The 22,711-nt window shown below is 58.4% G+C and carries 24 protein-coding genes; 13 read left to right on the top strand and 11 right to left on the bottom strand.

Features of this window, described 5'->3' with window-relative positions:
• The first annotated feature begins 130 nt into the window (after positions 1-130).
• Complete coding sequence (gene rarD, locus V6F91_RS06425; protein WP_332763095.1) at positions 131-1,012, top strand: EamA family transporter RarD; 882 nt, start codon at positions 131-133, stop codon at positions 1,010-1,012.
• Between the two features lie 64 nt (positions 1,013-1,076).
• Here the strand turns inward: rarD and hppD are convergent, their stop codons facing one another.
• Together hppD and V6F91_RS06435 are read right to left on the bottom strand one after the other, a co-directional pair.
• The gene (gene hppD, locus V6F91_RS06430; protein WP_332763096.1) at positions 1,077-2,153 is read right to left on the bottom strand and encodes a 4-hydroxyphenylpyruvate dioxygenase; all 1,077 of its coding nucleotides are present in this window, start codon (positions 2,151-2,153) and stop codon (positions 1,077-1,079) included.
• A 245-nt stretch (positions 2,154-2,398) separates the two neighbouring features.
• The gene (locus V6F91_RS06435; RefSeq protein ID WP_332763097.1) at positions 2,399-3,337 is read right to left on the bottom strand and encodes a DMT family transporter; all 939 of its coding nucleotides are present in this window, start codon (positions 3,335-3,337) and stop codon (positions 2,399-2,401) included.
• Between the two features lie 76 nt (positions 3,338-3,413).
• On the opposite strand from V6F91_RS06435, the gene V6F91_RS06440 reads away from it, so the two are divergent.
• The 3 genes from V6F91_RS06440 (at position 3,414) to V6F91_RS06450 (ending at position 6,519) form a co-directional block, all read left to right on the top strand.
• Complete coding sequence (locus tag V6F91_RS06440; RefSeq protein ID WP_332763098.1) at positions 3,414-4,286, top strand: LysR family transcriptional regulator; 873 nt, start codon at positions 3,414-3,416, stop codon at positions 4,284-4,286.
• Between the two features lie 98 nt (positions 4,287-4,384).
• On the top strand, positions 4,385-5,920 hold the full coding sequence (locus tag V6F91_RS06445) for a cyclic diguanylate phosphodiesterase (protein ID WP_332763099.1): 1,536 nt from the start codon (positions 4,385-4,387) through the stop codon (positions 5,918-5,920).
• Positions 5,921-6,153: 233 nt separating this feature from the next.
• Positions 6,154-6,519 (top strand): histone-like nucleoid-structuring protein, MvaT/MvaU family, encoded by a 366-nt coding sequence (locus tag V6F91_RS06450; protein WP_332763100.1) that lies wholly within the window; start codon positions 6,154-6,156, stop codon positions 6,517-6,519.
• Positions 6,520-6,725: 206 nt separating this feature from the next.
• On the opposite strand, the gene V6F91_RS06455 is transcribed toward V6F91_RS06450, so the two are convergent.
• The gene (locus tag V6F91_RS06455; protein ID WP_332763101.1) at positions 6,726-7,244 is read right to left on the bottom strand and encodes a DUF4946 domain-containing protein; all 519 of its coding nucleotides are present in this window, start codon (positions 7,242-7,244) and stop codon (positions 6,726-6,728) included.
• A 138-nt stretch (positions 7,245-7,382) separates the two neighbouring features.
• Here V6F91_RS06455 and gloA point away from each other — a divergent pair, with 138 nt between their 5' ends.
• The gene (gloA, locus tag V6F91_RS06460; RefSeq protein ID WP_332763102.1) at positions 7,383-7,904 is read left to right on the top strand and encodes a lactoylglutathione lyase; all 522 of its coding nucleotides are present in this window, start codon (positions 7,383-7,385) and stop codon (positions 7,902-7,904) included.
• Positions 7,905-8,156: 252 nt separating this feature from the next.
• Here gloA and ahpF read toward each other — a convergent pair whose 3' ends face one another.
• The 3 genes from ahpF to V6F91_RS06475 all read right to left on the bottom strand — a co-directional run bounded on the left by ahpF (position 8,157) and on the right by V6F91_RS06475 (position 11,482).
• Positions 8,157-9,719 carry an alkyl hydroperoxide reductase subunit F gene (gene ahpF / locus V6F91_RS06465; RefSeq protein ID WP_332763103.1) on the bottom strand — a complete coding sequence of 521 codons (1,563 nt, stop codon included), beginning with the start codon at positions 9,717-9,719 and terminating at the stop codon, positions 8,157-8,159.
• 123 nt (positions 9,720-9,842) lie between these two features.
• The gene (gene ahpC / locus V6F91_RS06470; protein ID WP_016774916.1) at positions 9,843-10,406 is read right to left on the bottom strand and encodes an alkyl hydroperoxide reductase subunit C; all 564 of its coding nucleotides are present in this window, start codon (positions 10,404-10,406) and stop codon (positions 9,843-9,845) included.
• Positions 10,407-10,543: 137 nt separating this feature from the next.
• Complete coding sequence (locus V6F91_RS06475) at positions 10,544-11,482, bottom strand: site-specific integrase (RefSeq protein ID WP_332763104.1); 939 nt, start codon at positions 11,480-11,482, stop codon at positions 10,544-10,546.
• A gap of 176 nt (positions 11,483-11,658) precedes the next feature.
• On the opposite strand from V6F91_RS06475, the gene V6F91_RS06480 reads away from it, so the two are divergent.
• On the top strand, positions 11,659-12,666 hold the full coding sequence (locus V6F91_RS06480; RefSeq protein ID WP_332763105.1) for a DNA-binding protein: 1,008 nt from the start codon (positions 11,659-11,661) through the stop codon (positions 12,664-12,666).
• Here V6F91_RS06480 and gorA read toward each other — a convergent pair.
• Positions 12,663-14,021: a glutathione-disulfide reductase gene (gene gorA, locus V6F91_RS06485; RefSeq protein ID WP_332763106.1), complete on the bottom strand. Its 1,359-nt coding sequence runs from the start codon at positions 14,019-14,021 to the stop codon at positions 12,663-12,665. The two genes, V6F91_RS06480 and gorA, sit on opposite strands and share 4 nt — an antisense overlap.
• Positions 14,022-14,149: 128 nt before the next feature.
• Positions 14,150-14,989 (bottom strand): UTP--glucose-1-phosphate uridylyltransferase GalU, encoded by an 840-nt coding sequence (gene galU / locus V6F91_RS06490; protein WP_053120371.1) that lies wholly within the window; start codon positions 14,987-14,989, stop codon positions 14,150-14,152.
• A gap of 255 nt (positions 14,990-15,244) precedes the next feature.
• On the opposite strand from galU, the gene V6F91_RS06495 reads away from it, so the two are divergent.
• The gene (locus V6F91_RS06495; protein ID WP_090283267.1) at positions 15,245-15,430 is read left to right on the top strand and encodes a hypothetical protein; all 186 of its coding nucleotides are present in this window, start codon (positions 15,245-15,247) and stop codon (positions 15,428-15,430) included.
• Between the two features lie 139 nt (positions 15,431-15,569).
• Positions 15,570-15,857 (top strand): hypothetical protein, encoded by a 288-nt coding sequence (locus V6F91_RS06500; protein WP_332763107.1) that lies wholly within the window; start codon positions 15,570-15,572, stop codon positions 15,855-15,857.
• A 3-nt stretch (positions 15,858-15,860) separates the two neighbouring features.
• Here V6F91_RS06500 and V6F91_RS06505 read toward each other — a convergent pair whose 3' ends face one another.
• Together V6F91_RS06505 and V6F91_RS06510 are read right to left on the bottom strand one after the other, a co-directional pair.
• Positions 15,861-16,091 carry a hypothetical protein gene (locus V6F91_RS06505; RefSeq protein WP_039762740.1) on the bottom strand — a complete coding sequence of 77 codons (231 nt, stop codon included), beginning with the start codon at positions 16,089-16,091 and terminating at the stop codon, positions 15,861-15,863.
• A gap of 71 nt (positions 16,092-16,162) precedes the next feature.
• On the bottom strand, positions 16,163-16,519 hold the full coding sequence (locus tag V6F91_RS06510; protein ID WP_203417816.1) for a hypothetical protein: 357 nt from the start codon (positions 16,517-16,519) through the stop codon (positions 16,163-16,165).
• 210 nt (positions 16,520-16,729) lie between these two features.
• On the opposite strand from V6F91_RS06510, the gene V6F91_RS06515 reads away from it, so the two are divergent.
• The 4 genes from V6F91_RS06515 to ada are packed head-to-tail and all read left to right on the top strand — an operon-like array spanning position 16,730 to position 19,055.
• Entirely contained in the window at positions 16,730-17,032 is a 303-nt protein-coding gene (locus V6F91_RS06515) for a DUF1883 domain-containing protein (protein ID WP_007912251.1), read from the top strand.
• Positions 17,033-17,062: 30 nt separating this feature from the next.
• Positions 17,063-17,227, top strand: a complete 165-nt coding sequence (locus V6F91_RS06520) for a hypothetical protein (protein WP_332763643.1) — start codon at positions 17,063-17,065, stop codon at positions 17,225-17,227.
• Between the two features lie 8 nt (positions 17,228-17,235).
• Positions 17,236-17,955 carry a DNA oxidative demethylase AlkB gene (gene alkB, locus V6F91_RS06525; protein ID WP_332763108.1) on the top strand — a complete coding sequence of 240 codons (720 nt, stop codon included), beginning with the start codon at positions 17,236-17,238 and terminating at the stop codon, positions 17,953-17,955.
• Positions 17,956-17,987: 32 nt separating this feature from the next.
• On the top strand, positions 17,988-19,055 hold the full coding sequence (ada, locus tag V6F91_RS06530) for a bifunctional DNA-binding transcriptional regulator/O6-methylguanine-DNA methyltransferase Ada (RefSeq protein ID WP_332763109.1): 1,068 nt from the start codon (positions 17,988-17,990) through the stop codon (positions 19,053-19,055).
• Between the two features lie 24 nt (positions 19,056-19,079).
• On the opposite strand, the gene V6F91_RS06535 is transcribed toward ada, so the two are convergent.
• Complete coding sequence (locus V6F91_RS06535; protein ID WP_332763110.1) at positions 19,080-20,063, bottom strand: MDR family oxidoreductase; 984 nt, start codon at positions 20,061-20,063, stop codon at positions 19,080-19,082.
• A 187-nt stretch (positions 20,064-20,250) separates the two neighbouring features.
• Here V6F91_RS06535 and V6F91_RS06540 point away from each other — a divergent pair, with 187 nt between their 5' ends.
• Complete coding sequence (locus tag V6F91_RS06540; RefSeq protein ID WP_332763111.1) at positions 20,251-22,683, top strand: autotransporter; 2,433 nt, start codon at positions 20,251-20,253, stop codon at positions 22,681-22,683.
• Positions 22,684-22,711: the final 28 nt, after the last annotated feature.

Below are 22,711 nucleotides of genomic sequence, written 5' to 3' on the forward strand. Positions count from 1 at the left end.
TACGGCAGCTATGCTGATGGCGCGGCGATCCGGCTGATGTATGTGAAGGATATTGAGCAACCGATCAATATTCAGCACAAAAACCACGTATCCTTCGCGCCCCGTTCAACCCTCAACCTGCGAGGACAGCTTGGCTAAAGGTATCGCTCTATCGGTTTCGGCATCGGTGCTGTTTGCCGTCATGTATTACTACACTTCGTTGCTCACGCCGTTGAGCGGCGTGGAGATCTTCGGCTGGCGGATGCTGCTGACCGTACCGTGCATGACTGTGTTCATGCTGGTTTCCGGAGAATGGCGGCGGGTTGTCGAGCTGATGCGCTTGATGGCAGCGAGGCCGAAAATGATCGGCGGCTTGATCATCTCGGCAGCGTTGCTCGGCGTGCAGTTGTGGCTGTTCATGTGGGCACCGTTGAACGACTACAGCCTCGATGTCTCGCTGGGGTATTTCCTGCTGCCGCTGGCGATGGTATTGACCGGGCGCATCGCCTATGGCGAGAGCCTGTCGTATCTGCAAAAAATCGCGGTGTTTTTTGCAAGCCTGGGCGTGCTGAACGAGCTGTATCAGGTTGGCGGTTTTTCCTGGGCGACGCTGGTGGTCGTGGTCGGTTATCCGATGTACTTCGTGCTGCGCAAATACCTGAAGACCGACAACCTCGGCGGTTTGTGGGTCGACATGACGTTGATGCTGCCGGTCGCCTGGTGGTTTGTGCAAGGCGGCGAGCAAGGCTTTGGCGTGTTTGACCAGTATCCCGGGTTGCTCTGGCTGATTCCGCTACTCGGCCTGATCAGTGCCTCGGCGCTGGTGGTGTACATCATCGCCAGCCGCTTGCTGCCGTTCAGCCTGTTCGGGTTGTTGAGTTATGTTGAGCCGGTACTGCTGCTCGCCGTGGCGTTGTTGCTCGGTGAGAGCATCAAGTCCGGGGAGTGGCTGACCTATATCCCGATCTGGGTGGCGGTGGTGGTGCTGGTCTTCGAAGGCTTCAAGCACTTGATGCGACAAAGCCGCCCTTAAGCCAAACACAAAAAAATGTGGGAGCCAGCCTGCTGGCTCCCACAATGTTTATCGGTGCAACGGATTACTCGGTGGTCAAAACACCACGACGCACCTGGTCGCGCTCGATCGACTCGAACAGTGCCTTGAAGTTGCCCTCACCGAATCCATCGTCGCCTTTGCGCTGAATGAATTCGAAGAACACCGGGCCCATCAGGGTTTCCGAGAAGATCTGCAGCAGCAAACGCTTGTCGCCCTGTTCCGAGGCGCCATCGAGCAGGATGCCGCGCGATTGCAGTTGCTCGACCGGTTCGCCGTGGTTCGGCAAACGCCCTTCGAGCATTTCGTAGTAGGTGTCCGGCGGTGCCGTCATGAAGCGCATGCCGATCTTCTTCAACTGATCCCAGGTCTTGATCAGATCGTCCGTGAGGAACGCGACGTGCTGGATGCCCTCACCGTTGAACTGCATCAGGAACTCTTCGATCTGCCCAGCGCCCTTGGACGATTCTTCGTTCAGCGGTATGCGGATCATGCCGTCCGGTGCGGTCATCGCTTTCGAGGTCAGGCCGGTGTACTCGCCCTTGATGTCGAAGTAACGGATCTCACGGAAGTTGAACAGCTTCTCGTAGAAGTTTGCCCAGTAAGCCATGCGACCGCGATAAACGTTGTGGGTCAGGTGATCGATGATCTTCAGGCCGGCACCGACCGGGTTGCGGTCCACGCCTTCGATGAACACGAAGTCGATGTCATAGATCGAACTGCCTTCGCCGAAACGGTCGATCAGGTAGAGCGGCGCGCCGCCAATGCCTTTGATCGCCGGAAGGTTAAGCTCCATCGGACCGGTTTCGATGTGAATCGGCTGTGCGCCAAGTTCCAGTGCGCGGCTGTAGGCCTTTTGCGAATCCTTGACGCGGAACGCCATGCCGCAAACGGACGGGCCGTGCTCGGCGGCGAAGTACGAGGCGACGCTGTTCGGTTCGTTGTTGAGGATCAGGTTGATCGCGCCCTGACGGTACAGGTGCACGTTCTTGGAGCGGTGAGTCGCGACTTTGGTGAAGCCCATGATCTCGAAGATCGGCTCCAGCGTGCCGGGAGTCGGCGATGCGAACTCGATGAACTCAAAGCCCATCAGGCCCATTGGGTTTTCGTATAAATCTGCCATGGTGACGCCTCATCATTTCTTTTCAATTAACCAGGGTTATTTGTCAGTCATGCGAGGTCGATGGGTGGCGCACAGGAAATGCCGCGCACACTGCGGGCGAGGAAGTCACCGTAGATCAGTTGAAACCCGAATATCTTCATTGTCGACCCAAGGCTCTTGCGGGCGAGGCTTCTGCTGCCAGAAGACGATTATTATTGTATGCGTAACCCGATTCTACACAGCGTAAACCGGCTTGTCTGCTGCCCCTATGAAATCCGCTTTTTTGCGTTTGCCGCAAGGGGTTTGTTGCACAGGTAGATGCCGCCGAGGATCAGCGCACCGCCCAGCCCCATGGTCAGCGTCAGTTGCTCGCCCAGCAGCAGCGCGCCGAAGATCACCGCCGTCAGCGGGTTGAGCGCGATGAATACGCCACTGCGCGTCGCGCCGATCTTGCGGATGCCGTCGTAGTAACCGATGTAGGCCAGCGCCGAGCCGAGCACACCCAGGTAGGCGAGGCTCAGCCATTGCGCCGTGCCCAGATCATTCAGTGCTGTCCGGCTCAGATCGCCGCGCGCTGCCGCCAGCAGCCATAACATCAGCGTGCCGATCAGGACTGAGTACGTCACCGTCTGCACCGGTCCCAACGACTGGTTCAGCTCACGGGAGAACAACGAATACCCCCCCCAGCCCAGCACGCAACCGAAGATCAGCGCATCACCGATCCACGCGTCGCGTGCTGCGACCAGTAATTGCGGATCGCGACTGACAATTACCAGTACCGCGCCGATGATGCAGGTCGCGATACCCGCCGTTTTCATTCGCCCCAGGCGCTCGTTGAATAACCACCGTGAGGCGAGACCAATCACCGCCGGGTTCAGGGCGACGATCAACGAAGCGCGCGACGCGTTGATGTATTGCAGGCCATAGAAGAAGCACAGGTTGTAAAAGAAAATCCCGAAGAACCCCAACAGTGCCAGGCGCAACCATTGCCGGACCGTCGGCCGGACAAGCGCAATCCGTGCCAGCCATAGAAAACCCAGCAAGGCCACGCTGGCCAGCAAGAAGCGCAGGCTGGCAGCAAACACCGGGCTCAGACTGCCACCCAAAAAACGCCCGGCGACGAAGGTGCCACCCCAGATCATCGTTACCCCAGCGAGGGTCAGATAAACCGGAACGTCGGATGATGTTTTTCCAGGATTGTGCATGTAGTCCAGGCTCGAAGGGTTGCCGATGCTTTATGATCATCCTCATTCATCCTCATCGTAAAATGAGCAAATAATCATGACCCTCACGCAACTGGAGATCTTCTCGCTGGTCGCCGAACTGCGCGGTTTTACCCTGGCCGCCCATCGCTTGGGGATCTCCCAGTCGGCGGTGTCCCATGCGATGAAATCACTGGAGCAGGAACTCGGCGTTGAATTGCTGCGCCGACATCAGTCGCAAGTAGAACTCAGTACCATCGGCGCGCAATTGTTGCTGCGCGCGCGTGCCATGCTCGGCCTGGCCAATACCTTGCGCCAAGAGGCCGCCGATGCGCGCGGCATGAAAAGCGGTACCTTGCGCATCGGTTCGTTCGGGCCGACTTCGTCGGTCAAACTGCTGCCAGCCATTCTGCGCCGCTATCGAGAAGCTCATCCCGGCATCGAAGTGCACGTTGACGAAGGACCGGATCGTCAGGTGATTCAATGGCTGGAGGAGCGACGGATCGACATCGGCTTCGTCGTGCTGCCAGAAGAGCGTTTCGACACATTCAGTCTGATCGAAGACCAAATGGTCGTCCTGCTGCCGCCCGACCACCCGTTGACAAGGCATCCGGCGTTAAGCCTGAACGATTTGTGCGCGGCGCCATTCGTGCTCACCGAGGCCGGCTCTTCGGAACTGGTGTCGCGACTGTTCATGGCCGCACGCCTGCAACCGAATATCCGCTACCGCTGTGCGCAACTGCTCAGTACGCTCGATCTGGTCAGCCGTGGCGACGCCATCACCATCGTCGCCGAAGGCTCATTGCCACGAGTGCAAGACAAGGCCTTCGTGAAGAAGCCATTGTTGCCTGCGGTCAAGCGTCAGGTCGGACTCGCCGTTCTTGATCGGCGCCAGGCATCACCCGCCACGCTGGCGTTTATTGAGCTGGCGACGCGGATCAATCATCGCTGAGCAGCGCGAGCGCGTCGTTCGATCTATCCTCGCATCTGGCTGACTGTTTTGTGCAGCGCGCCGAGCTTCGCCCCACCCCACCGCGACAGGATGCGCCCATGCCGTTGACCGTCAGACCACGCCGCAAACGCAGCACGCGCATTATCGTCACGCTGCTGAGCGGGCTGCTACCGCTAGTGCTGGGCTGCGTAATTCTGTACTCGCAGGCGCAACGCACGCTGGAGCAGAGTTCGCAGGAAACCGCCGATCAGGCCTTGCGTCAGTTTGAACTGATGCTCGACAACACCGCCCAGGCGGCACATGAGTTGCTGCCCCTGGCCGGCCAGGCTTGCGAAAACGTCAAGCTCGCCCTGCGTGAACAAGTGACCCGCCGCCCGTTCGTGCGCTCAACCAATCTGGTGTGGGACAACAACCTCTATTGCAGCTCGCTGTTTGGCGACTACCAGGAAGTCGTGAATGCCGGTGACTATAACCAGGGCAAATTGTGGCTGATGAACGGCAACCCGGTGACACCGGACACCGCGCTGCTGGTGTATCGACTCAGCGAAGGCCGCGGTGGCGCGTTGACCACGCTGGACGGTTATCACCTGAGCAACATCCTGCGGCTGATCGGCCGACAGACGCTGCTGGTTTTACAGGTGGGTGATAACTGGCTGACGGTTCAGGGCAAGGTCCACACGGGCGCCCTCCCCGAACTTCCCGTTGCGCCGACGACGCTGGTTTCATCGCGCTATGGGTTTAGCGTCAGCGCCGGTTTCGCCCAAGGTGAGACCTGGCGCTACATGGCCGCTGAGTACCCGCCGTTGTTCAGCCTGCTGATTTTCTTCGGCGCGGTGTCCGGCGCGATCGGCCATGTCGTGCAGAAGCGCTCGACATCGCCAAGTCACGAGATGCTTCGCGCGCTGGAGGCTGGTGAGTTCGTTCCCTACTTCCAGCCTGTGGTGCATGGCGGCAGCAAGGCCTGGTCAGGGGCCGAGGTGCTGATGCGCTGGGCTCATCCCAAAGAGGGTCTGGTGCGACCGGACCTGTTCATTCCATTCGCCGAACATTCCGGACTGATCGTGCCAATGACCCGCGCGCTGATGCAGCAAACCGCTGCGCTGCTGGGACCGCTGTCATCGACCTTCACTGCACCCTTTCACATTGGCATCAATATCACCGCCAGCCATTGCCGGGACCTGGAGTTGGTGGAGGATTGCCGCCTGTTTCTCGCCGCATTCTCGCCCGGCAGCATCAGCCTGGTGCTGGAATTGACCGAGCGCGAGCTGATCGAACCCACCGAGATCAGCCGACAACTGTTCGAGCAACTGCATTCATTGGGCGTGAAGATCGCCATTGATGACTTCGGCACCGGGCACTCCAGCCTTGCCTACTTACGCAAATTCAACGTGGACTTTTTGAAGATCGATCAGAGCTTCGTTGCCATGATCGGCATCGACGCGCTATCGCGGCACATACTCGACACGATTATCGAACTGTCGGCCAAGCTGGATTTGGGTATTGTTGCTGAAGGTGTCGAAACGCAGGCACAGGCCGATTATCTGACCGCGCACCATGTCGATTTTCTCCAAGGGTATCTATTCGCCAGACCGATGCCGGCAGCGCATTTCATCGACGCATTAACTCATCGTTAACTAAGCTGATCCAAAACGAGCGTACCGATTAGGCGCACCAAATTGATACAAAAGACCACTGTTGTTACATCAAGACAACATCAGGATTTACTCTTGGCGCATTAACTACTACAATTTTTTCAACCTGAGCAAAATTCGCAGGTGAGCCATTATCACCGAGTCGCTTCACGGCTCTTGGCTTATAGCTTTGTTTGCGGTTGGTATCAGCCAAACACACTATTGGAGTAAAGATATTGTCCAGACTCGCTGAATTTCGTGCAGCTGAAAAGGCCCTTCAGGAACAGCTCAAGCAGCTTGAATCGCTGAAGAACGACGCCGGGCTCAAGAAAGAAATCGAATTCGAAGAAAAGCTCCAGGGGCTGATGAAAACCTACGGCAAAGGCCTGAAAGACATCATCGCCATCCTCGATCCAAACCCGGCAAAATCCGGCTTGCAGGCCGCTGTAGCGCCGAAGACCCGCCGCGCTCGGGTGGTCAAGGTGTATCAGAATCCGCACACCGGTGAACTGATTGAAACCAAGGGCGGCAACCACCGAGGTCTGAAAGCCTGGAAGGAACAATACGGTGCTGGCACCGTTGATTCGTGGTTGCGCGGTTAATTCACCAGCCGACTAAAAGCCCCGCATCAAGCGGGGTTTTTTATTGACAATATCTAACAATGAAATGAATTTCATCGTACAACTTGCGACTTTTGTGTAACGTTTATGAGCCAGCGGCTAAACATTTTGCTGCTTGATGTTGCCGGCGGCCTAAACTGTAGTCTTAATCCCTTCCGGCATCTAACCGTCTTGTGCAGAACAGCGGCTTAAAGTTTCAAGCTGTTTCTCACCGCCACTATTTCGTCTGCGCTCGCTTTATAAACCTCTGCCTGCCCCGCGTAGGAAAGTACATAGGCCTTGTCTGCCTCGACTGCCGCGACGAGGGTTTGTGATAGCACATGTCGTCCGTTTTCAGTGATCGTGCAAGTGGTTTCCAGTGCAGACAAAGATCCCAGTGTTGCCGCGTGCACTTTGTTGCAGACACTTTGGTAGCCGCTTTGGAAAAAATCCTTCTGAATCGATTTGCGCATCTCCAGCAGCACGCCCGGCAAATTGACTTGATGGTCTTTCTCGACCTCGGTCATGGTCAGCTCCATCACCATGACCTGATTGCCGTCAGCGTCAATTTTGACTGCCCGCTGTCGCGACACCTGCGCAGTTGCTGCGGGCAGCGCTTCAACCTGCCAACCGGCCGGCCAGGTGATGCTCGGCTCGTCCGCGGACGCGCACACCGCAACGAACGACAAGGCAGAAAACACAAACAGGGATTTGAACAGTCGGATCATTGCCGAAAGCACTCGCAAATGGAGCGTTGAAGTCTGAGGCTCGCCCGGGCGCAGGGCAAGTCTGCCCTTTCATTTGGCGATGCCGGCAGGCATGCGTATCATTGCATTCATCACTCGCCCATAGTTATTGGAGGGCTCATGAGCCTGCACGAACTCAACACATTTCCCGGCGTCACCGCCACCCCGGACAGCGCAACCCGCAACTTCGTTTTCAACCACACCATGTTGCGCGTCAAAGACATCACCAAGTCCCTGGACTTCTACACCCGCGTACTGGGTTTCTCGCTGGTCGAAAAACGCGACTTTCCGGAGGCCGAATTCAGCCTGTACTTCCTCGCGCTGGTCGACAAATCGCAAATCCCGGCTGACGCCGCTGCTCGCACCGAATGGATGAAGTCGATTCCGGGGATTCTCGAACTGACTCACAACCACGGCACCGAGAACGATGCCGATTTCGCCTACCACAACGGCAATACCGACCCGCGTGGTTTCGGCCACATCTGTATTTCGGTGCCGGATATCGTGGCGGCGTGCGCACGCTTTGAAGACTTGGGCTGCGATTTCCAGAAGCGCCTGACTGATGGAAGGATGAAGAGCCTGGCGTTTATCAAGGATCCGGATGGTTACTGGGTTGAAATCATCCAACCTGCGCCGCTGTAAAAGCTGAAAGCCCCTCACCCTAGCCCTCTCCCAGAGGGAGAGGGGACTGATTGGGGGATGTTGAAGAATTACGCCGACTTGAACGATTCGCGGTGAATCCATAATCGACCGGCTCTCTCAGGTCGATGGATGACTTCAGACACCTCGGTCGGCTCCCTCTCCCTCGGGAGAGGGCTGGGGTGAGGGGTGGCTTTCCACGCGCAATAAAAAACCCATGATCGCTCATGGGTTTTTTCGTTTTTGACCTGGCCGTTACGCCGGCGCCGACGTGCGAATCAGGTGATCGAAAGCGCTCAGCGAAGCCTTGGCGCCCTCGCCTACCGCAATCACGATCTGCTTGTACGGCACGGTGGTCACGTCACCGGCAGCGAAGATCCCCGGAATCGAAGTCTCGCCACGGTTATCGACTATGATCTCGCCACGCGGCGACAGCTCGATGGTGCCTTTGAGCCAATCGGTGTTGGGCAACAGACCGATCTGCACGAAGATGCCTTCCAGCTCGACCGTGCGCAACTCGTCGGTCGTACGATCCTTGTAGCGCAGACCGTTGACCTTCTCGCCGTTACCGGTGACTTCAGTGGTTTGCGCACTGGTGATCACGGTGACGTTCGGCAGGCTGTACAGCTTGCGCTGCAACACGGCATCAGCACGCAGTTGCACGTCGAACTCCAGCAACGTGACGTGCGAGACGATACCCGCCAGGTCGATGGCCGCTTCAACGCCGGAGTTGCCACCGCCGATCACCGCGACACGCTTGCCTTTGAACAGCGGACCGTCGCAGTGCGGGCAGTACGCCACGCCTTTGTTGCGGTATTGCTGCTCGCCCGGCACGTTCATTTCACGCCAGCGCGCACCCGTCGCCAGGATCACGCTCTTGGCTTTGAGTGTCGCGCCGCTGGCGAAGTGCACTTCATGCAGCTCGCCGTTTTTGCCAGCGATCAGCTTGTCAGCGCGTTGCAGGTTCATGATGTCTACGTCGTATTGCTTGACGTGTTCTTCCAGCGCCGTCGCCAATTTCGGCCCTTCGGTTTCCTGTACGGAAATGAAGTTCTCGATGGCCATGGTGTCGAGCACCTGACCGCCGAAACGCTCAGCCGCAACGCCAGTGCGGATGCCTTTACGCGCCGCATAGATCGCCGCCGAAGCTCCGGCCGGACCACCGCCGACAACCAGTACGTCAAAGGCGTCTTTGGCACTGATTTTCTCGGCCTGACGCTCGATGGCACCGGTGTCGAGTTTGGCAAGGATCTCTTCCAGGCCCATACGGCCCTGACCGAAGTTCTCGCCGTTCAGATAAATGCTCGGCACGGCCATGATCTTGCGATCATTGACTTCATCCTGGAACAGCGCGCCGTCGATGGCAACGTGGCGAATGTTCGGGTTGAGCACGGCCATCAGATTCAACGCCTGGACCACGTCCGGGCAGTTCTGGCAAGACAGCGAGAAGTAAGTCTCGAAGCTGAACTCGCCTTTGAGCGACCGTATCTGCTCGATCACTTCAACACTGGCTTTCGACGGATGACCGCCGACTTGCAACAGGGCCAGCACCAGCGAGGTGAATTCGTGGCCCATCGGGATGCCGGCGAATCGCAGACTGATGTCCGCGCCCGGACGGTTGATCGAAAACGATGGCTTGCGAGCGTCGTCACCGCTGTCGATCAAAGTAATGTGGCTCGAAAGACTGGCAACGTCTTTGAGCAGGTCATGCATTTCACGGGATTTCGCACCGTCGTCGAGGGATGCAACGATCTCGATCGGCTGGGTGACCCGTTCCAGGTACGATTTCAACTGGGCTTTAAGATTGGCGTCCAACATACGGGCGATTTCCTTTATTTGAGGCGAAAAAAAGCCCGAGCGAATCTCGCCCGGGCATTTTTATTGGGCGGTGCAGCTAACTAGATAGGTGCGGCGTGCCGCCCTGCGTTGCGTGTCACAGACTTAGATCTTGCCGACCAGGTCCAGGGACGGAGCCAGAGTGGCCTCGCCTTCTTTCCACTTGGCTGGGCAAACTTCGCCTGGGTGCGCAGCGACGTACTGAGCGGCCTTGATCTTGCGCAGCAGCTCGGAAGCGTCACGGCCAACGCCGCCATCGTTCAGTTCAACGATTTTGATCTGACCTTCAGGGTTGATCACGAAGGTGCCACGGTCAGCCAGACCCGCTTCTTCGATCAGCACGTCGAAGTTGCGCGAGATGACGTGGGTTGGGTCGCCGATCATGGTGTATTCGATTTTGCCGATGGCTGGCGAAGTGTTGTGCCAGGCAGCGTGAGCAAAGTGGGTATCGGTCGAAACGCTGTAGATTTCCACGCCCAGCTTCTTGAACTCAGCGTAGTTGTCGGCCAGGTCTTCCAGTTCGGTTGGGCAAACGAAGGTGAAGTCGGCTGGGTAGAAGAACACCACGGACCACTTGCCTTTCAAGTCAGCATCCGAGACTTGAACGAAGTCGCCGTTTTTGAACGCGGTAGCTTTGAACGGTTTTACTTGGCTGTTGATGATAGGCATCGATGACTCTCCGTCAGGGGTTATGAAGTTGATGGGTGAATCCTACCCACTCACTCGACGGAACGCTCATTGGCAAACCTGATGCTGCTGATTTGTTTTCGCTATTAGCTGGCTGTATTAATAGAAGAAAACGATCTCTACGGTTGATCCGGTTTATCCATAATCCGAGCCATTCCCTGGAATGGGCTGACTTCAACATAGCGCATCGCCGATTTCATGTCTTTCCAGCCGACGTAGCTCATCAGCGACTTCAAATCCCAACCCGCTTGATGAGCCCAAGTGGCAAAACCGCGCCGCAACGAGTGACTGGTGTAACCCTCGGCGGCGATCCCGGCGCGCTGTAACGCTTGGCGCAGCAGCGGGATGATGCTGTTGGCATGCAGCCCCGCCTCATTCAGGTTGCCCCAACGATCGATGCTGCGAAACACCGGCCCGCGTACCAGAGCCGCTTCGGTGATCCAGTCGATATACGCCTGCACTGGACACAGCTTGAGCAGCGCAGGGGCTTGATAGGTCTGCCCGAGGTTTTCCCGATCGCCCTTGCTGCGTGGCAGATACAAGGTGATGCCCTTGCCGGCGTGCACTTGCACATGGTCGATCTGCAGGCGGCACAATTCATCGCTGCGAAAGCCACGCCAGAATCCCAAGAGAATCAACGCGCGATCACGGTACGCCTTAAGCAAAGCCGGGCGATCCTGTTGTTCGCGCGCGGTTTGCGCCTCCTGCTCAAGCCAGTCGATGACCCGCTGCAAGTCCTGCAGTTGCAATGGCTCGGCTTGTTTCTCCTGCGCCGGGTGCAACGCGCGAATGCCTTTGAATACCTTGCGCACCACCGGCGCCTTGGTCGGGTCAGCGAAGCCTTGACTGTTGTGCCACTGCGCCAGAGCCGACAAGCGCAGCTTCAAGGTATTGATCGATAGCTCAGAAGCGTGAGCAACCAGGTAACGCGCAACGCTGTCAGCGGTCGCCGGCAGAAACCCGCCCCACTTCACTTCGAAATGCTCGATGGCCGCGCGGTAGCTGCGGCGCGTGTTGTCGCGGGTGGCGGCTTGCAGATAGCGATCCAGATCGCTCATGGGCTGGTTCTCGCTGGCGTACTGGTTTGAAGAGACAAGCGAGCATTTTGCCGTGTGACATTGGGTAATACCAGAATATCCCGCCTTTAATGTTCGATGCATTTCACTTTTATGTCGGCATGGTACACTGCCCTTATCAGTGGCATGTACCACAGTACGAAACCGTAGGAGTTCATATGGCCCGTGGCGGCATTACCAAAGCACTGGTGCAGATCGCGCGCACCGCAATTCTGGCGCGCGGCGAACACCCGAGCATCGACGCAGTACGCATCGAAATGGGCAACACTGGCTCGAAAACCACGATCCACCGCTATCTGAAGGAGCTGGACGACGGCGCACAACCGGCGGAAGCTTCGGCTGAGCCAATCGATGATGAGCTGACCGCCCTCGTTTCTCGCCTCGCGCAACGTTTGAAAGAGCAGGCGCAGGAGCCTGTCGAGCAGGCGCGCGAACAGTTCGAAGCGCAGCGTGAAGCGCTGGAAGCAGAGCTTGCGCAGACGCGCCAGGCACTGGAAAAGCTCGAGCACCAGCACGACATTCAAGGCGCTGCACTGGAGCGCGAATCCGAAGCACTGAGCAGTACGCGCTCGATGCTGCAAACCGAGCAGACGCGCAACGCCGGCCTCAATCAGGCTTTGGCCGATTTCGAATTACGCTTGCAGGACAAGGACGAGCAGATCCGCTCTCTGGAAGAAAAGCACTTGCACGCCCGCGATGCGCTGGAGCACTACCGAAACGCCAGCAAAGAACAGCGCGAGCAGGAACAGAGCCGTCACGAAGGTCAGGTGCAGCAGATTCAGGCCGAGCTGCGTCAGGCACAACAAAGCGCGCTGATGCGTCAGGACGAGATCACGCAATTGCATCGCGACAACGAACGCTTGCTGACCGAAAACCGTGGCACCCAGCGCGAACTGAGCCTGCTGCAGGATCAGCTCAAGCAGAGCAATCTGCGCCAGGATCAACTGCTCGAACAAGCCACGCGCGTCGACAGCGAACGCACCCTCCTCCAGGAACGCCTGCGCGTCGCTTCGCTGGAAAGTCAGGCACTCAAGCAGAGCGTCGAGGAGCAAACGCAGCTCAACCAGTCACTGGAAAAGGAATTGACTAAAGCTCAGGCCAGTCTGGAAGAAAGCCAGCGTCTGGCGGCTGCCGTTGCGGCAGCGCCAGAGCCGAAAGGCGTTTAAGCGCTGACCGGCGTACGCATGGTGACAAACTCTTCGGCGGCCGTCGGGTGCACCCCGATCGTGTCGTCGAAGTCGCGCTTGGTCGCGCCAGCCTTCAACGCGACGGCCAGTCCCTGGACGATTTCGCCGGCATCCGGGCCGACCATGTGGCAACCGAGGACCTTGTCGGTCCTGCCATCGACGACCAGCTTCATCAGGGTCTTCTCCTGACACTCGGTCAATGTCAGCTTCATCGGCCGGAAGCGGCTTTCGAAAATGACCACTTCATGCCCCGCTTCGCGCGCCTGCTCTTCGGTCAGACCGACCGTGCCGATGTTAGGCAGGCTGAACACCGCCGTCGGAATCATCTTGTAATCCACCGGACGGTAGTGCTCCGGCTTGAACAGACGCCGCGCCACCGCCATCCCTTCGGCCAGCGCCACCGGCGTCAGCTGCACACGACCGATCACATCACCCAACGCCAGAATCGACGGCTCAGTGGTTTGGTACTCGTCGTCGACCTTGATGAAGCCTTTATCATCCAGCTGCACACCGGTGTTTTCCAGGCCCAGATTATCCAGCATCGGACGACGGCCCGTGGCGTAGAACACGCAGTCGGCCTCCAGAACGCGACCGTCCTTGAGCGTGGCTTTGAGGCTGCCGTCAGCCTGCTTGTCGATCCGCGCAATGTCGGCATTAAACTGCAGATCCATCCCGCGCTTGGTCAACTCTTCGTGCAAGTGTTTGCGCACCGCGCCATCGAACCCGCGCAGGAACAAATCGCCGCGATACAACAGCGTGGTATTCGCGCCGAGGCCATGGAAAATCCCCGCGAACTCGACTGCGATGTAACCGCCACCAACCACCAGTACGCGCTTGGGTAGCTCTTTAAGGAAAAACGCCTCATTGGAGCCAATGGCATGTTCGCTACCAGGAATCTCTGGAATCTGTGGCCAGCCGCCGGTGGCGATCAGAATATTTTTAGCGGTGAAGCGCTCACCCTTCACTTCGACCTCATGCGGGCCGACGATTTTTGCGTGCGCTTCGTGCAGCGTCACGCCACTGTTGACCAGCAGATTGCGATAAATACCGTTGAGACGATTGATCTCGCGGTCCTTGTTGGCGATCAGCGTCGCCCAGTCGAAATTCGCTTCGCCGAGGTTCCAGCCGAAACCCGACGCCTGCTCGAAGTCTTCGGCGAAGTGCGCGCCGTACACCAGCAGCTTTTTCGGCACACAGCCAACGTTGACGCAGGTGCCGCCCAGATAGCGACTCTCGGCCACCGCCACTTTCGCACCGAAACCCGCCGCAAAACGCGCAGCGCGCACACCGCCGGAACCGGCGCCAATCACATAAAGATCAAAATCGTAGGCCATTTCTATCTCCTGGGCAGGCGCTCAGCATACCCGCAGGCGCTAATTGGGCAAGCGTTGCCGCTGATAAGGGGGTGCAAAACGAAAAAACCCGCCGAAGCGGGTTTTTCTTGCAGACCAGTCAAGCGCTTTTAGTAAGCCTTGCCAGTCTTGTAGAAGTTTTCGAAGCAGAAGTTGGTCGCCTCGATGTAACCTTCGGCGCCACCGCAGTCGAAACGCTTGCCTTTGAACTTGTAAGCCATCACGCAGCCGTTCTGGGCTTGCTTCATCAAGGCGTCGGTGATCTGGATTTCGCCACCCTTGCCTGGCTCGGTCTGTTCGATCAGATCGAAGATGTCCGGCGTCAGGATGTAGCGACCGATGATCGCCAGGTTCGACGGCGCGTCTTCCGGCTTTGGCTTCTCGACCATGCTGTGTACGCGGTAGATGTCGTCGCGGATCATTTCGCCAGCGATGACACCGTACTTGCTGGTTTCCTGCGGGTCGACTTCCTGGATGGCGATGATCGAGCAGCGGAACTGCTTGTACAGCTTGACCATCTGGGTCAGCACGCCGTCGCCGTCGAGGTTCACGCACAGGTCATCCGCCAGTACCACGGCGAACGGTTCGTCACCGATCAGCGGGCGACCGGTCAGGATCGCGTGGCCCAGGCCTTTCATTTCGGTCTGACGGGTGTACGAGAACGAGCACTCGTCGAGCAGCTTGCGGATACCGACCAGGTATTTCTCTTTGTCGGTGCCTTTGATCTGGTTTTCCAGCTCGTAGCTGATGTCGAAGTGGTCTTCCAGAGCACGTTTGCCACGGCCGGTCACGATGGAGATTTCCGTCAGACCAGCGTCCAGCGCTTCTTCAACGCCGTACTGGATCAGTGGCTTGTTTACCACCGGCAGCATTTCTTTAGGCATGGCTTTAGTCGCTGGCAGGAAGCGAGTACCGTAACCGGCTGCTGGGAACAAGCATTTCTTGATCATATAAGTCCTTGAAAAGGCTGTGTGTACGAGTTTCGGCGCAGTCTAATCAGGCGGCGCGCACCTTACAATGCCCCGCACTGGCTAACCGATGCCAAGATAGAGAAATATTCTTGCCGATAGTTCCATTCAGGTTTCAGCAGCGTATTCAGCGTAGCTCAAGAACCGGACGACCCGGATCACCATACCCTGAACGGCCCCCAATGTGCGCATTTGCCGGTATCATGGCGACTTTGAACCAGCGAACGAGACAGATAGATGGCTGCGGTAAAAATCGTCAACGGGTATGTGATCGACAAGAAAGACGGCAAGTGGACGCTGACCACCACCAATGGCGAGCACATCGCCGGGCCTTTCGACAGCGAACAAATGGCTACCGATGTGGCGGCAGTATTCACCGACACGCCAGCATCGGCCAAGCGCCGCGGCAAGGATCAGGACTGATCGGCCGCGCCACAACCCCCAAGCCCTGCCATCGCGCAGGGCTTTTTCATGCCTGCGGACAAACAAGTGGCCAATCGCTATAACCTTTTCGACGCGGCGCTGTCAGAGCGTCTAGCCCCCCCTTGCTGAAGACCTGAACATGACCCTGAAATCCTTGCTGTCTCTGCTCGCAGTATTAACCCTGGCCGGATGCGCCACTTCGCGCCCCGCCTATCTGAACAACGGCGAACAAGGCCTGGCGATCGATTGCTCCGGCGAAGCCAACTCCTGGGCAATGTGCTACGAAAAGGCCGATGCATCTTGCGCCGGCACCGGTTATCGCATAGTCGGCACAGACGGCACACCCGCCCCCACAGAGGATGACAAGACCTTGGGCGTGGATGTCGGCAATTACAAAAACCGCAGCGTCCTCGTGGTGTGCAAATAGTCGCTACATATGAATTTCGGCGAATTTGATCCCGAGGCCACGCACGACTTCGATCAAATCGTCGAGACGGCTGAACGATTCGACTTCGTCGTTATCGTCCACCAGAAAATAACTGCGACCGGCGCTTTTCTTGAAAAACACAATCCATTCGCCCGGATTGGCCGGGTTCTGAATGACATGCGTGGCAGAGATGAGGCCCTCTGCATGGCGCTCCCGAACGTGCTCTCGCTTCATCGCGACTCCAGAAATAACAATGCCGTCACAGCATCACTGCGACGGCATTGGTGCTGACGACGACAAGTCTATCAGCCGGAAATACAGGCGTTGGCGGCTTTTTGCACATCATGCGGACGCACTGGCACATTCGACATGCGCTCGTGCAATTTGATGCTGCTGCCGCCAGAGCGGTCTTCGATATCGAAGACGGCCGCCGCACCGGTGGAAAGTTTACCCGGCACGATCACTCGCACGCCTTCCTTGTGCGGCTGCACTTGCAGCGCGCCGCGGCTGTCGGCCAGCTTTTCGGCCAGACATTCGGCATATTCCTGGGGCTTCTTGCCGGAGATTACGCTCATGGTCGGCAGCGTTTCATTGATCTCGGAAACGTTCGCACAGCCACCGACAGCCAATATCAACGGCAGACACACCACACCCCACTTCATACAAATCCTCCGTTAAAGACCGTCCGACAGCACAAACGCTGATTTTCTCCGACGCCTTTTGCATTTAACCCGCATCCCATCGCGAATATCTGTTCAAAATTGTCAAACCGATGCCCGACGGCCAGATAATAACCCGTGCGGGCTGATAAACTGCGCTCATCGACAAGCTATCGTTTTGATTTTGTAGAAAAAGCCCTTCTGGAGGCGCCCATGAAATTCATCCACCAGCGCGAACACCTCAACGAAGACGACATCGTCGTCATTCAGTGCTCGCAAATGTGCAACATCCGTCTGATGAACGACGCCAACTTCCGCAGCTTCAAAAATGGCGGCCGCCACACTTATCACGGCGGCGCCTTCGATACCTTCCCGGCCCGCATCACCGCGCCGAGCACCGGTTTCTGGAACATCACCATCGACACCGTCAACCGCCGCGCGATCAGCGTGACACGCAAGCCGACGCTGACCCACTCGATCAAGATCATCCGTCGCTCGAGCACCAAGCTCAGCTGATTACCGCTCACCCGAAAAGGAAACATGACCGTGGCGCAGAAAACCAAATACGTCATCAAGTACAAGCTCGACGGCGAGCAACGTTTTGAGTTCGCTGAGCTCGAAATCGGCACTGAAGAGGAAGCAGAAGCGACGCTGAAAGAAATGCACAAAGACCAAACAGTCAGTGACATCAAGGTCAGCAAAGCGCTGTAATCGACACCATGCAACCGACCACGTTTGATCTGTTCACCGACCACGAACCCGTCCAGCAAGTCCGGGCCGAGCAAATCGGCGAGCAAGCGTGGGTGTTACGCGGGTTTGCCTTGTCACAGGTTGATCGGCTGCTGTCGGAGTTGGACACGGTTCTTGCGGCCGCCCCGCTCCGCCATATGGTCACCCCCGGCGGTTTCAGCATGTCAGTCGGCACCAGCAGTTGCGGGAGTCTCGGCTGGGTCACTGATCGCCGAGGTTACCGATATTCAAACGTGGATCCGCTCAGCGGATTACCGTGGCCCGCGTTACCTACGGTGTTTGCCGATCTGGCGCGCGCTGCAGCTGAACAGGCCGGGTTTGCTGACTTTGCGGCCGATTCCTGCCTGATCAATCAATATGTCCCAGGCGCAAAAATGTCATTGCATCAGGACAAAGACGAAAAGGCCTACGCTGCGCCAATCGTTTCGTTGTCGCTGGGCTTGCCGGCGATGTTTCTGTTCGGCGGTTTTGAACGCAGTGACAAGTGCCAGCGAATCCCGCTGCTGCATGGCGACATGGTGATCTGGGGCGGCGTTGACCGCTTGCGTTTCCATGGCGTGCTGCCGATCAAGCCAGGCCATCATCCGCGCCTGGGCGAACGACGCATCAATCTGACCTTTCGCGTCGCCGGCAGTACGAGAAAGTTTGACCGCAAGGCCCGGAGTGTCGAGGCATTCGGCAGCAGTTAACCTGAAACAAACAGGTCAACGGATTACCCCTTATGGACACGCTCGCCAACACCGTCAGCATTGAAACCGATCCGCGCTGGGCCGCTGTGGTGGCCCGCGACCCGAAAGCGGACGGGCAATTCGTCTATGCGGTAAAAACCACAGGTGTCTATTGCCGGCCAAGCAGCCTCTCGCGCCTGCCGAAACCGCACAACGTCGAGTTTTTCGATACGGCTGAACAGGCCGAGGCCGCAGGTTACCGAGCCAGTAAACGCGCCGGCAAGGATCACAGCGATGTTGCCGCACAGCACGCTGCGACGGTCGCCATCGCCTGCCGTCATATCGAGGCTGCCGAGACATTGCCGGCGCTCAGCGAACTGGCGCAGACTGCTGGCCTGAGCCCATTTCATTTCCACCGCATATTCAAAGCCGGGACGGGATTGACGCCCAAGGGTTACGCGGCCGCCCACCGCTCGCGCAAGCTGCGGCAACATCTGGCGAATGGCGGATCGGTGACTGAAGCACTGTATGGCGCTGGATTCAATTCCAATAGCCGGTTCTATGAGTCAGCCGATCAATTACTCGGGATGAAACCTGGCGATTACCGCGCTGCAGGAAAGAACAACGATATCCGCTTCGCCGTTGGCCAATGCTCGCTTGGGGCGATTCTGGTCGCGCAAAGCGATCGCGGAGTGTGTGCGATTCTCTTGGGTGAAGATCCGCATCGTCTGGTTTGTGATCTGCAGGATCAGTTTCGCCAAGCCAACCTGATCGGCGCCGATACCGGGTTCGAGCAATTGATCGCCAAGGTCGTGGGGTTTGTCGAGGCGCCAGAGATTGGGCTGGATTTGCCGCTTGACGTGCGCGGCACTGCGTTTCAGGAGCGCGTGTGGCAAGCGCTGCGGGAAATCCCGCCGGGGCAGACGGCCAGTTACGCGCAAATCGCCCAACGCATCGGTGCGCCGACGTCGATGCGCGCGGTGGCCCAGGCCTGCGGGGCCAACCGTCTGGCGGTGGCGATTCCGTGCCATCGTGTAGTGCGCAGCGATGGCAACCTGTCCGGCTATCGCTGGGGCGTCGAGCGCAAACGGCTATTGCTGGAGCGGGAAACGCAGCCTTAGCGCCTGGCGCTCGGTCAGGTCATGTCAGCGATTGACGTCGACCACAACGCGTCCGCGCAGTTGCCCGGCCAGCAACTGCGGCGCGGCGTCGATGGCGTCACTCAGGCCGATTTCGTGGCTGATCAAGTTCAGTAGCGAGAAATCCAGATCCTTGGCCAGCCGCTCCCACGCTTGCAAACGTCGCGCTTTCGGTTGGGTCACGCTGTTGATGCCAGCAAGCGTCACGCCGCGCAAAATGAACGGCGCCACCGACGCCGGGAAGTCCATGCCCTGTGCCAGACCGCAGGCCGCCACAGTGCCTTCAGCGCGAGTGCTGGCACAAGCATTGGCCAAAGTGTGACTGCCGACGGAATCGATCACGGCGGCCCACCGTTCCTTGGCCAACGGCTTGCCCGGTTCGGCCAGCGTCGCGCGGTCGATGATTTCGCTGGCGCCCAATCGCTGCAGGTATTCATGCTCCGACACTCGCCCGGTGGACGCCACCACGCGATAACCGAGTTTGCTCAGCAGCGCGATGGCGAAGCTGCCGACGCCGCCATTGGCGCCGGTGACCAGCACCTCACCCTGGGCTGGCGTCACACCATTGCGTTCAAGCGCCAAAATGCACAGCATCGCGGTATAACCGGCCGTTCCAACGGCCATGGCCTGTGCCGCCGTAAAGGCCTTGGGCAACGGAATCAACCAGTTGCCATTGAGCCGCGCCTTTTGTGCCAGACCTCCCCAGTGATTTTCGCCAACGCCCCAGCCATTGAGCAGCACCTGGTCGCCGGCCTTGTAATCCGCATGGGAGCTGTGTTCCACAGTGCCCGCCAGATCGATCCCTGGCACCATCGGAAATTTGCGCACCACCGGGCTGCTGCCGGTAATGGCCAGGCCATCCTTGAAATTCAGCGTGCTGTACGCGACAGCCACGGTGACATCGCCCTCGGGCAATTGCGCTTCGTCAAGCTGCTGAAGATTGGCGCGGTAACCGCTGTCGTCTTTGTCGATCACAATGGCGTTGAACATGACTGCCTCGCATGACTGTTTTCAGAATGTAGCGCCGTGGAATAGCACATCGAAACACATTGCCACATTCGACCATGGGCCAAACGGCAAATCTGCCGGGTGTTTCCATGGCGGGCGACTATGCTTTTTCGACGGTGGTGCGTTCGCTGCTGTTTCTCAAGAAAGCGGTCTGTCGATGGAGTTGACAATGCCTTATCCGCGCTGGTTTTTCGTGTTGTTGCTGCTTTGCCTGTCCGCACTCGGGAATGCCTGGGCGGCACCTGCCACCGACGCCGCGAGCGAGCCGACATGGCCGCAGGTGATCAGCAGTGACAAAGCGAAACTGACGGTGTATCAACCGCAACTCGACAGCTGGGACGGCTACACGCTGAACGCTCGAGCGGCCGTCGAGGCCACGGCGGCCGATGGCAAATCGACTTACGGCATCGTGCAATTCAGCGCGCACACGCTGGTTGACAAGGCCACACGTTGGGTCGCGCTCGACCAGTACAAAATCATCAAGGCAGATTTCCCCGCCGATGCCAACCAGGCCGACACCTGGATCGCCGTGTTGCAAAAAGACGCCGCGAACCGCAAGAAAACCATCTCGCTGGACCAGCTCGAAGCGGCTGTCGGCGTGCTGTCGGCCGAGGAGAAAGTCGACAGCGCCCCGCTGGAAAACTCACCACCGACCATCATCACGTCCGAGGTTCCCGCCCTGCTCGTCTATGTCGACGGTGAGCCAGCTTATCGCCCGGTTGAAGGCACTGCGCTGCAACGGGTCATCAACACTCGCCCGCTGTTTTTGAAAGACGCCTCGGGCAAACACTATTTACATGTCTTCGATGGCTGGATGGTCGCCGAGCAGGTCGATGGTGCATATACCCGCCTGAGCAACCCAGCGCCTGATCTGGAAAAAGCCAAACAAACCGCGATCAATAGCCGACAAGTGGATCTGCTCACCGGGCAAAGCAACCCGAAAGACAAGATTCCGAGCCTGGCCAAACCGCCGCTACCGAAAATCTTCGTCGCGACGACGCCCACCGAACTACTGGTCACTGACGGCGCCGCACAGTGGGCGCCGATTCAGGGCACCGGCCTTTTGTATGTCAGCAATACCACTGGGCACATCTTCAAGGAAATCGGTGACCAGAACAGTTACGTGCTGATCTCCGGGCGCTGGTTTCGCGCGACCGATATGAACGGCCCATGGACGTTTACCCCGGCAGACAAATTGCCGGCGGACTTTGCCAATATTCCCGATGACAGCCCGAAAGAAAACGTCAAAGCCTCCGTGGCGGGCACGCCACAAGCTCGGGAAGCAGCCATCGCTGCAAGCATTCCGCAGACTTCGGCGATCAAAAAGAGCGCAGTGAAAATGACGACGCCACAGTTCGACGGCGAGCCGCAGCTCAAAGCCATCAACAACACTGCGCTGCAGTATGTGGTCAACAGCGCCACACCGATCATTCGCATCGACAACGACAATTGGTACGCGGTGGAGAACGGCATCTGGTTCAGCGCGGCCACGGTCAACGGGCCCTGGGTGGTCGCCAGCTCGGTGCCGGCGGTGATCTACTCGATACCGCCGAGTTCACCGATGCATTACCTCACTTACGTCAAAGTCTATGAATCCAGCGGCGGTACGGTGGTGGTTGGCTACACACCGGGATATCAAGGATCGAATGTCGACCCCGCCACGGGCGTGGTGGTTTATGGCACCGGTTATCCGTATTCGCCGTGGGTCGGTAGCGTCTGGTACGGCCCGCCAGTGACCTACGGTTTCGGTGTTGCGATCCGTTATACGCCGTGGACCGGCTGGACCTTCGGCTTCGGTTTCGGCTGGAGCTGGGGCGGCAGCACCGTCGCTATGGGTTGGGGCTGGGGCGCCTATCCGTGGTGGGGCAATTACGGCTGGGGTTATGCCTGGGGGCCGCGCCTCTATCCAGCGCCACTGGCCTGGGCCGGTGCGGCTTACGGATATCGCGGCGGTGCCATCGCATGGGGGCCCGGTGGCTGGGCCGGCACCACCGGCAATCTTTATCATCAATGGGGCGACCGGGCCACGGTCAGCCGGTATGGCGCCGGCTATAACGCGTGGACGGGCAATCGCTGGGCCGGTCAGGTCGGGGCTTCGTACAACTCACGCACCGGGGTTGCCGCCGCCGGGCAAAGAGGCGCCGTGCACAATGTCTATAACGGCAACTACGCCGCCGGGCGCAGCGGTGTCGCGACCGGACCGAACGGTGGCGCCATCGCTGGTCAACGGGTCACTGCCGGCAATGCGCGCAATGGGACGCAAATCACTGGAAGTCGCGGAGCGGTGTACAACCCGAACACGGGCACCACCACGCAATATGGTGGTGTACGCGGTCGTAATGGAGGGGCCGCGCACGTTGGCGACAATGTCTATGCCGGGCGCGACGGCAACGTCTACAAACAGACCGGCAATGGCTGGCAACCGGTGACCAGGGGCGGTACAACGCGCCCCGCCATCAACAACAATGCGCAATTGCAGAACCTCAATCGCGATTCCGCTGCGCGTAACCTCGGTAACCAGCGGACCCATAACTTTCACGATTCATCACGCGTGATGAATCGTTCGTTTGGTGGGGGCGGCGGCGGGCTCCATCGGCGCTGAAAAACTGCACAGGTTGTTCTCAATTTCG

Origin of the sequence: Pseudomonas koreensis, from assembly GCF_036668835.1 — a bacterium.
Classification (GTDB): domain Bacteria; phylum Pseudomonadota; class Gammaproteobacteria; order Pseudomonadales; family Pseudomonadaceae; genus Aquipseudomonas; species Aquipseudomonas koreensis_I.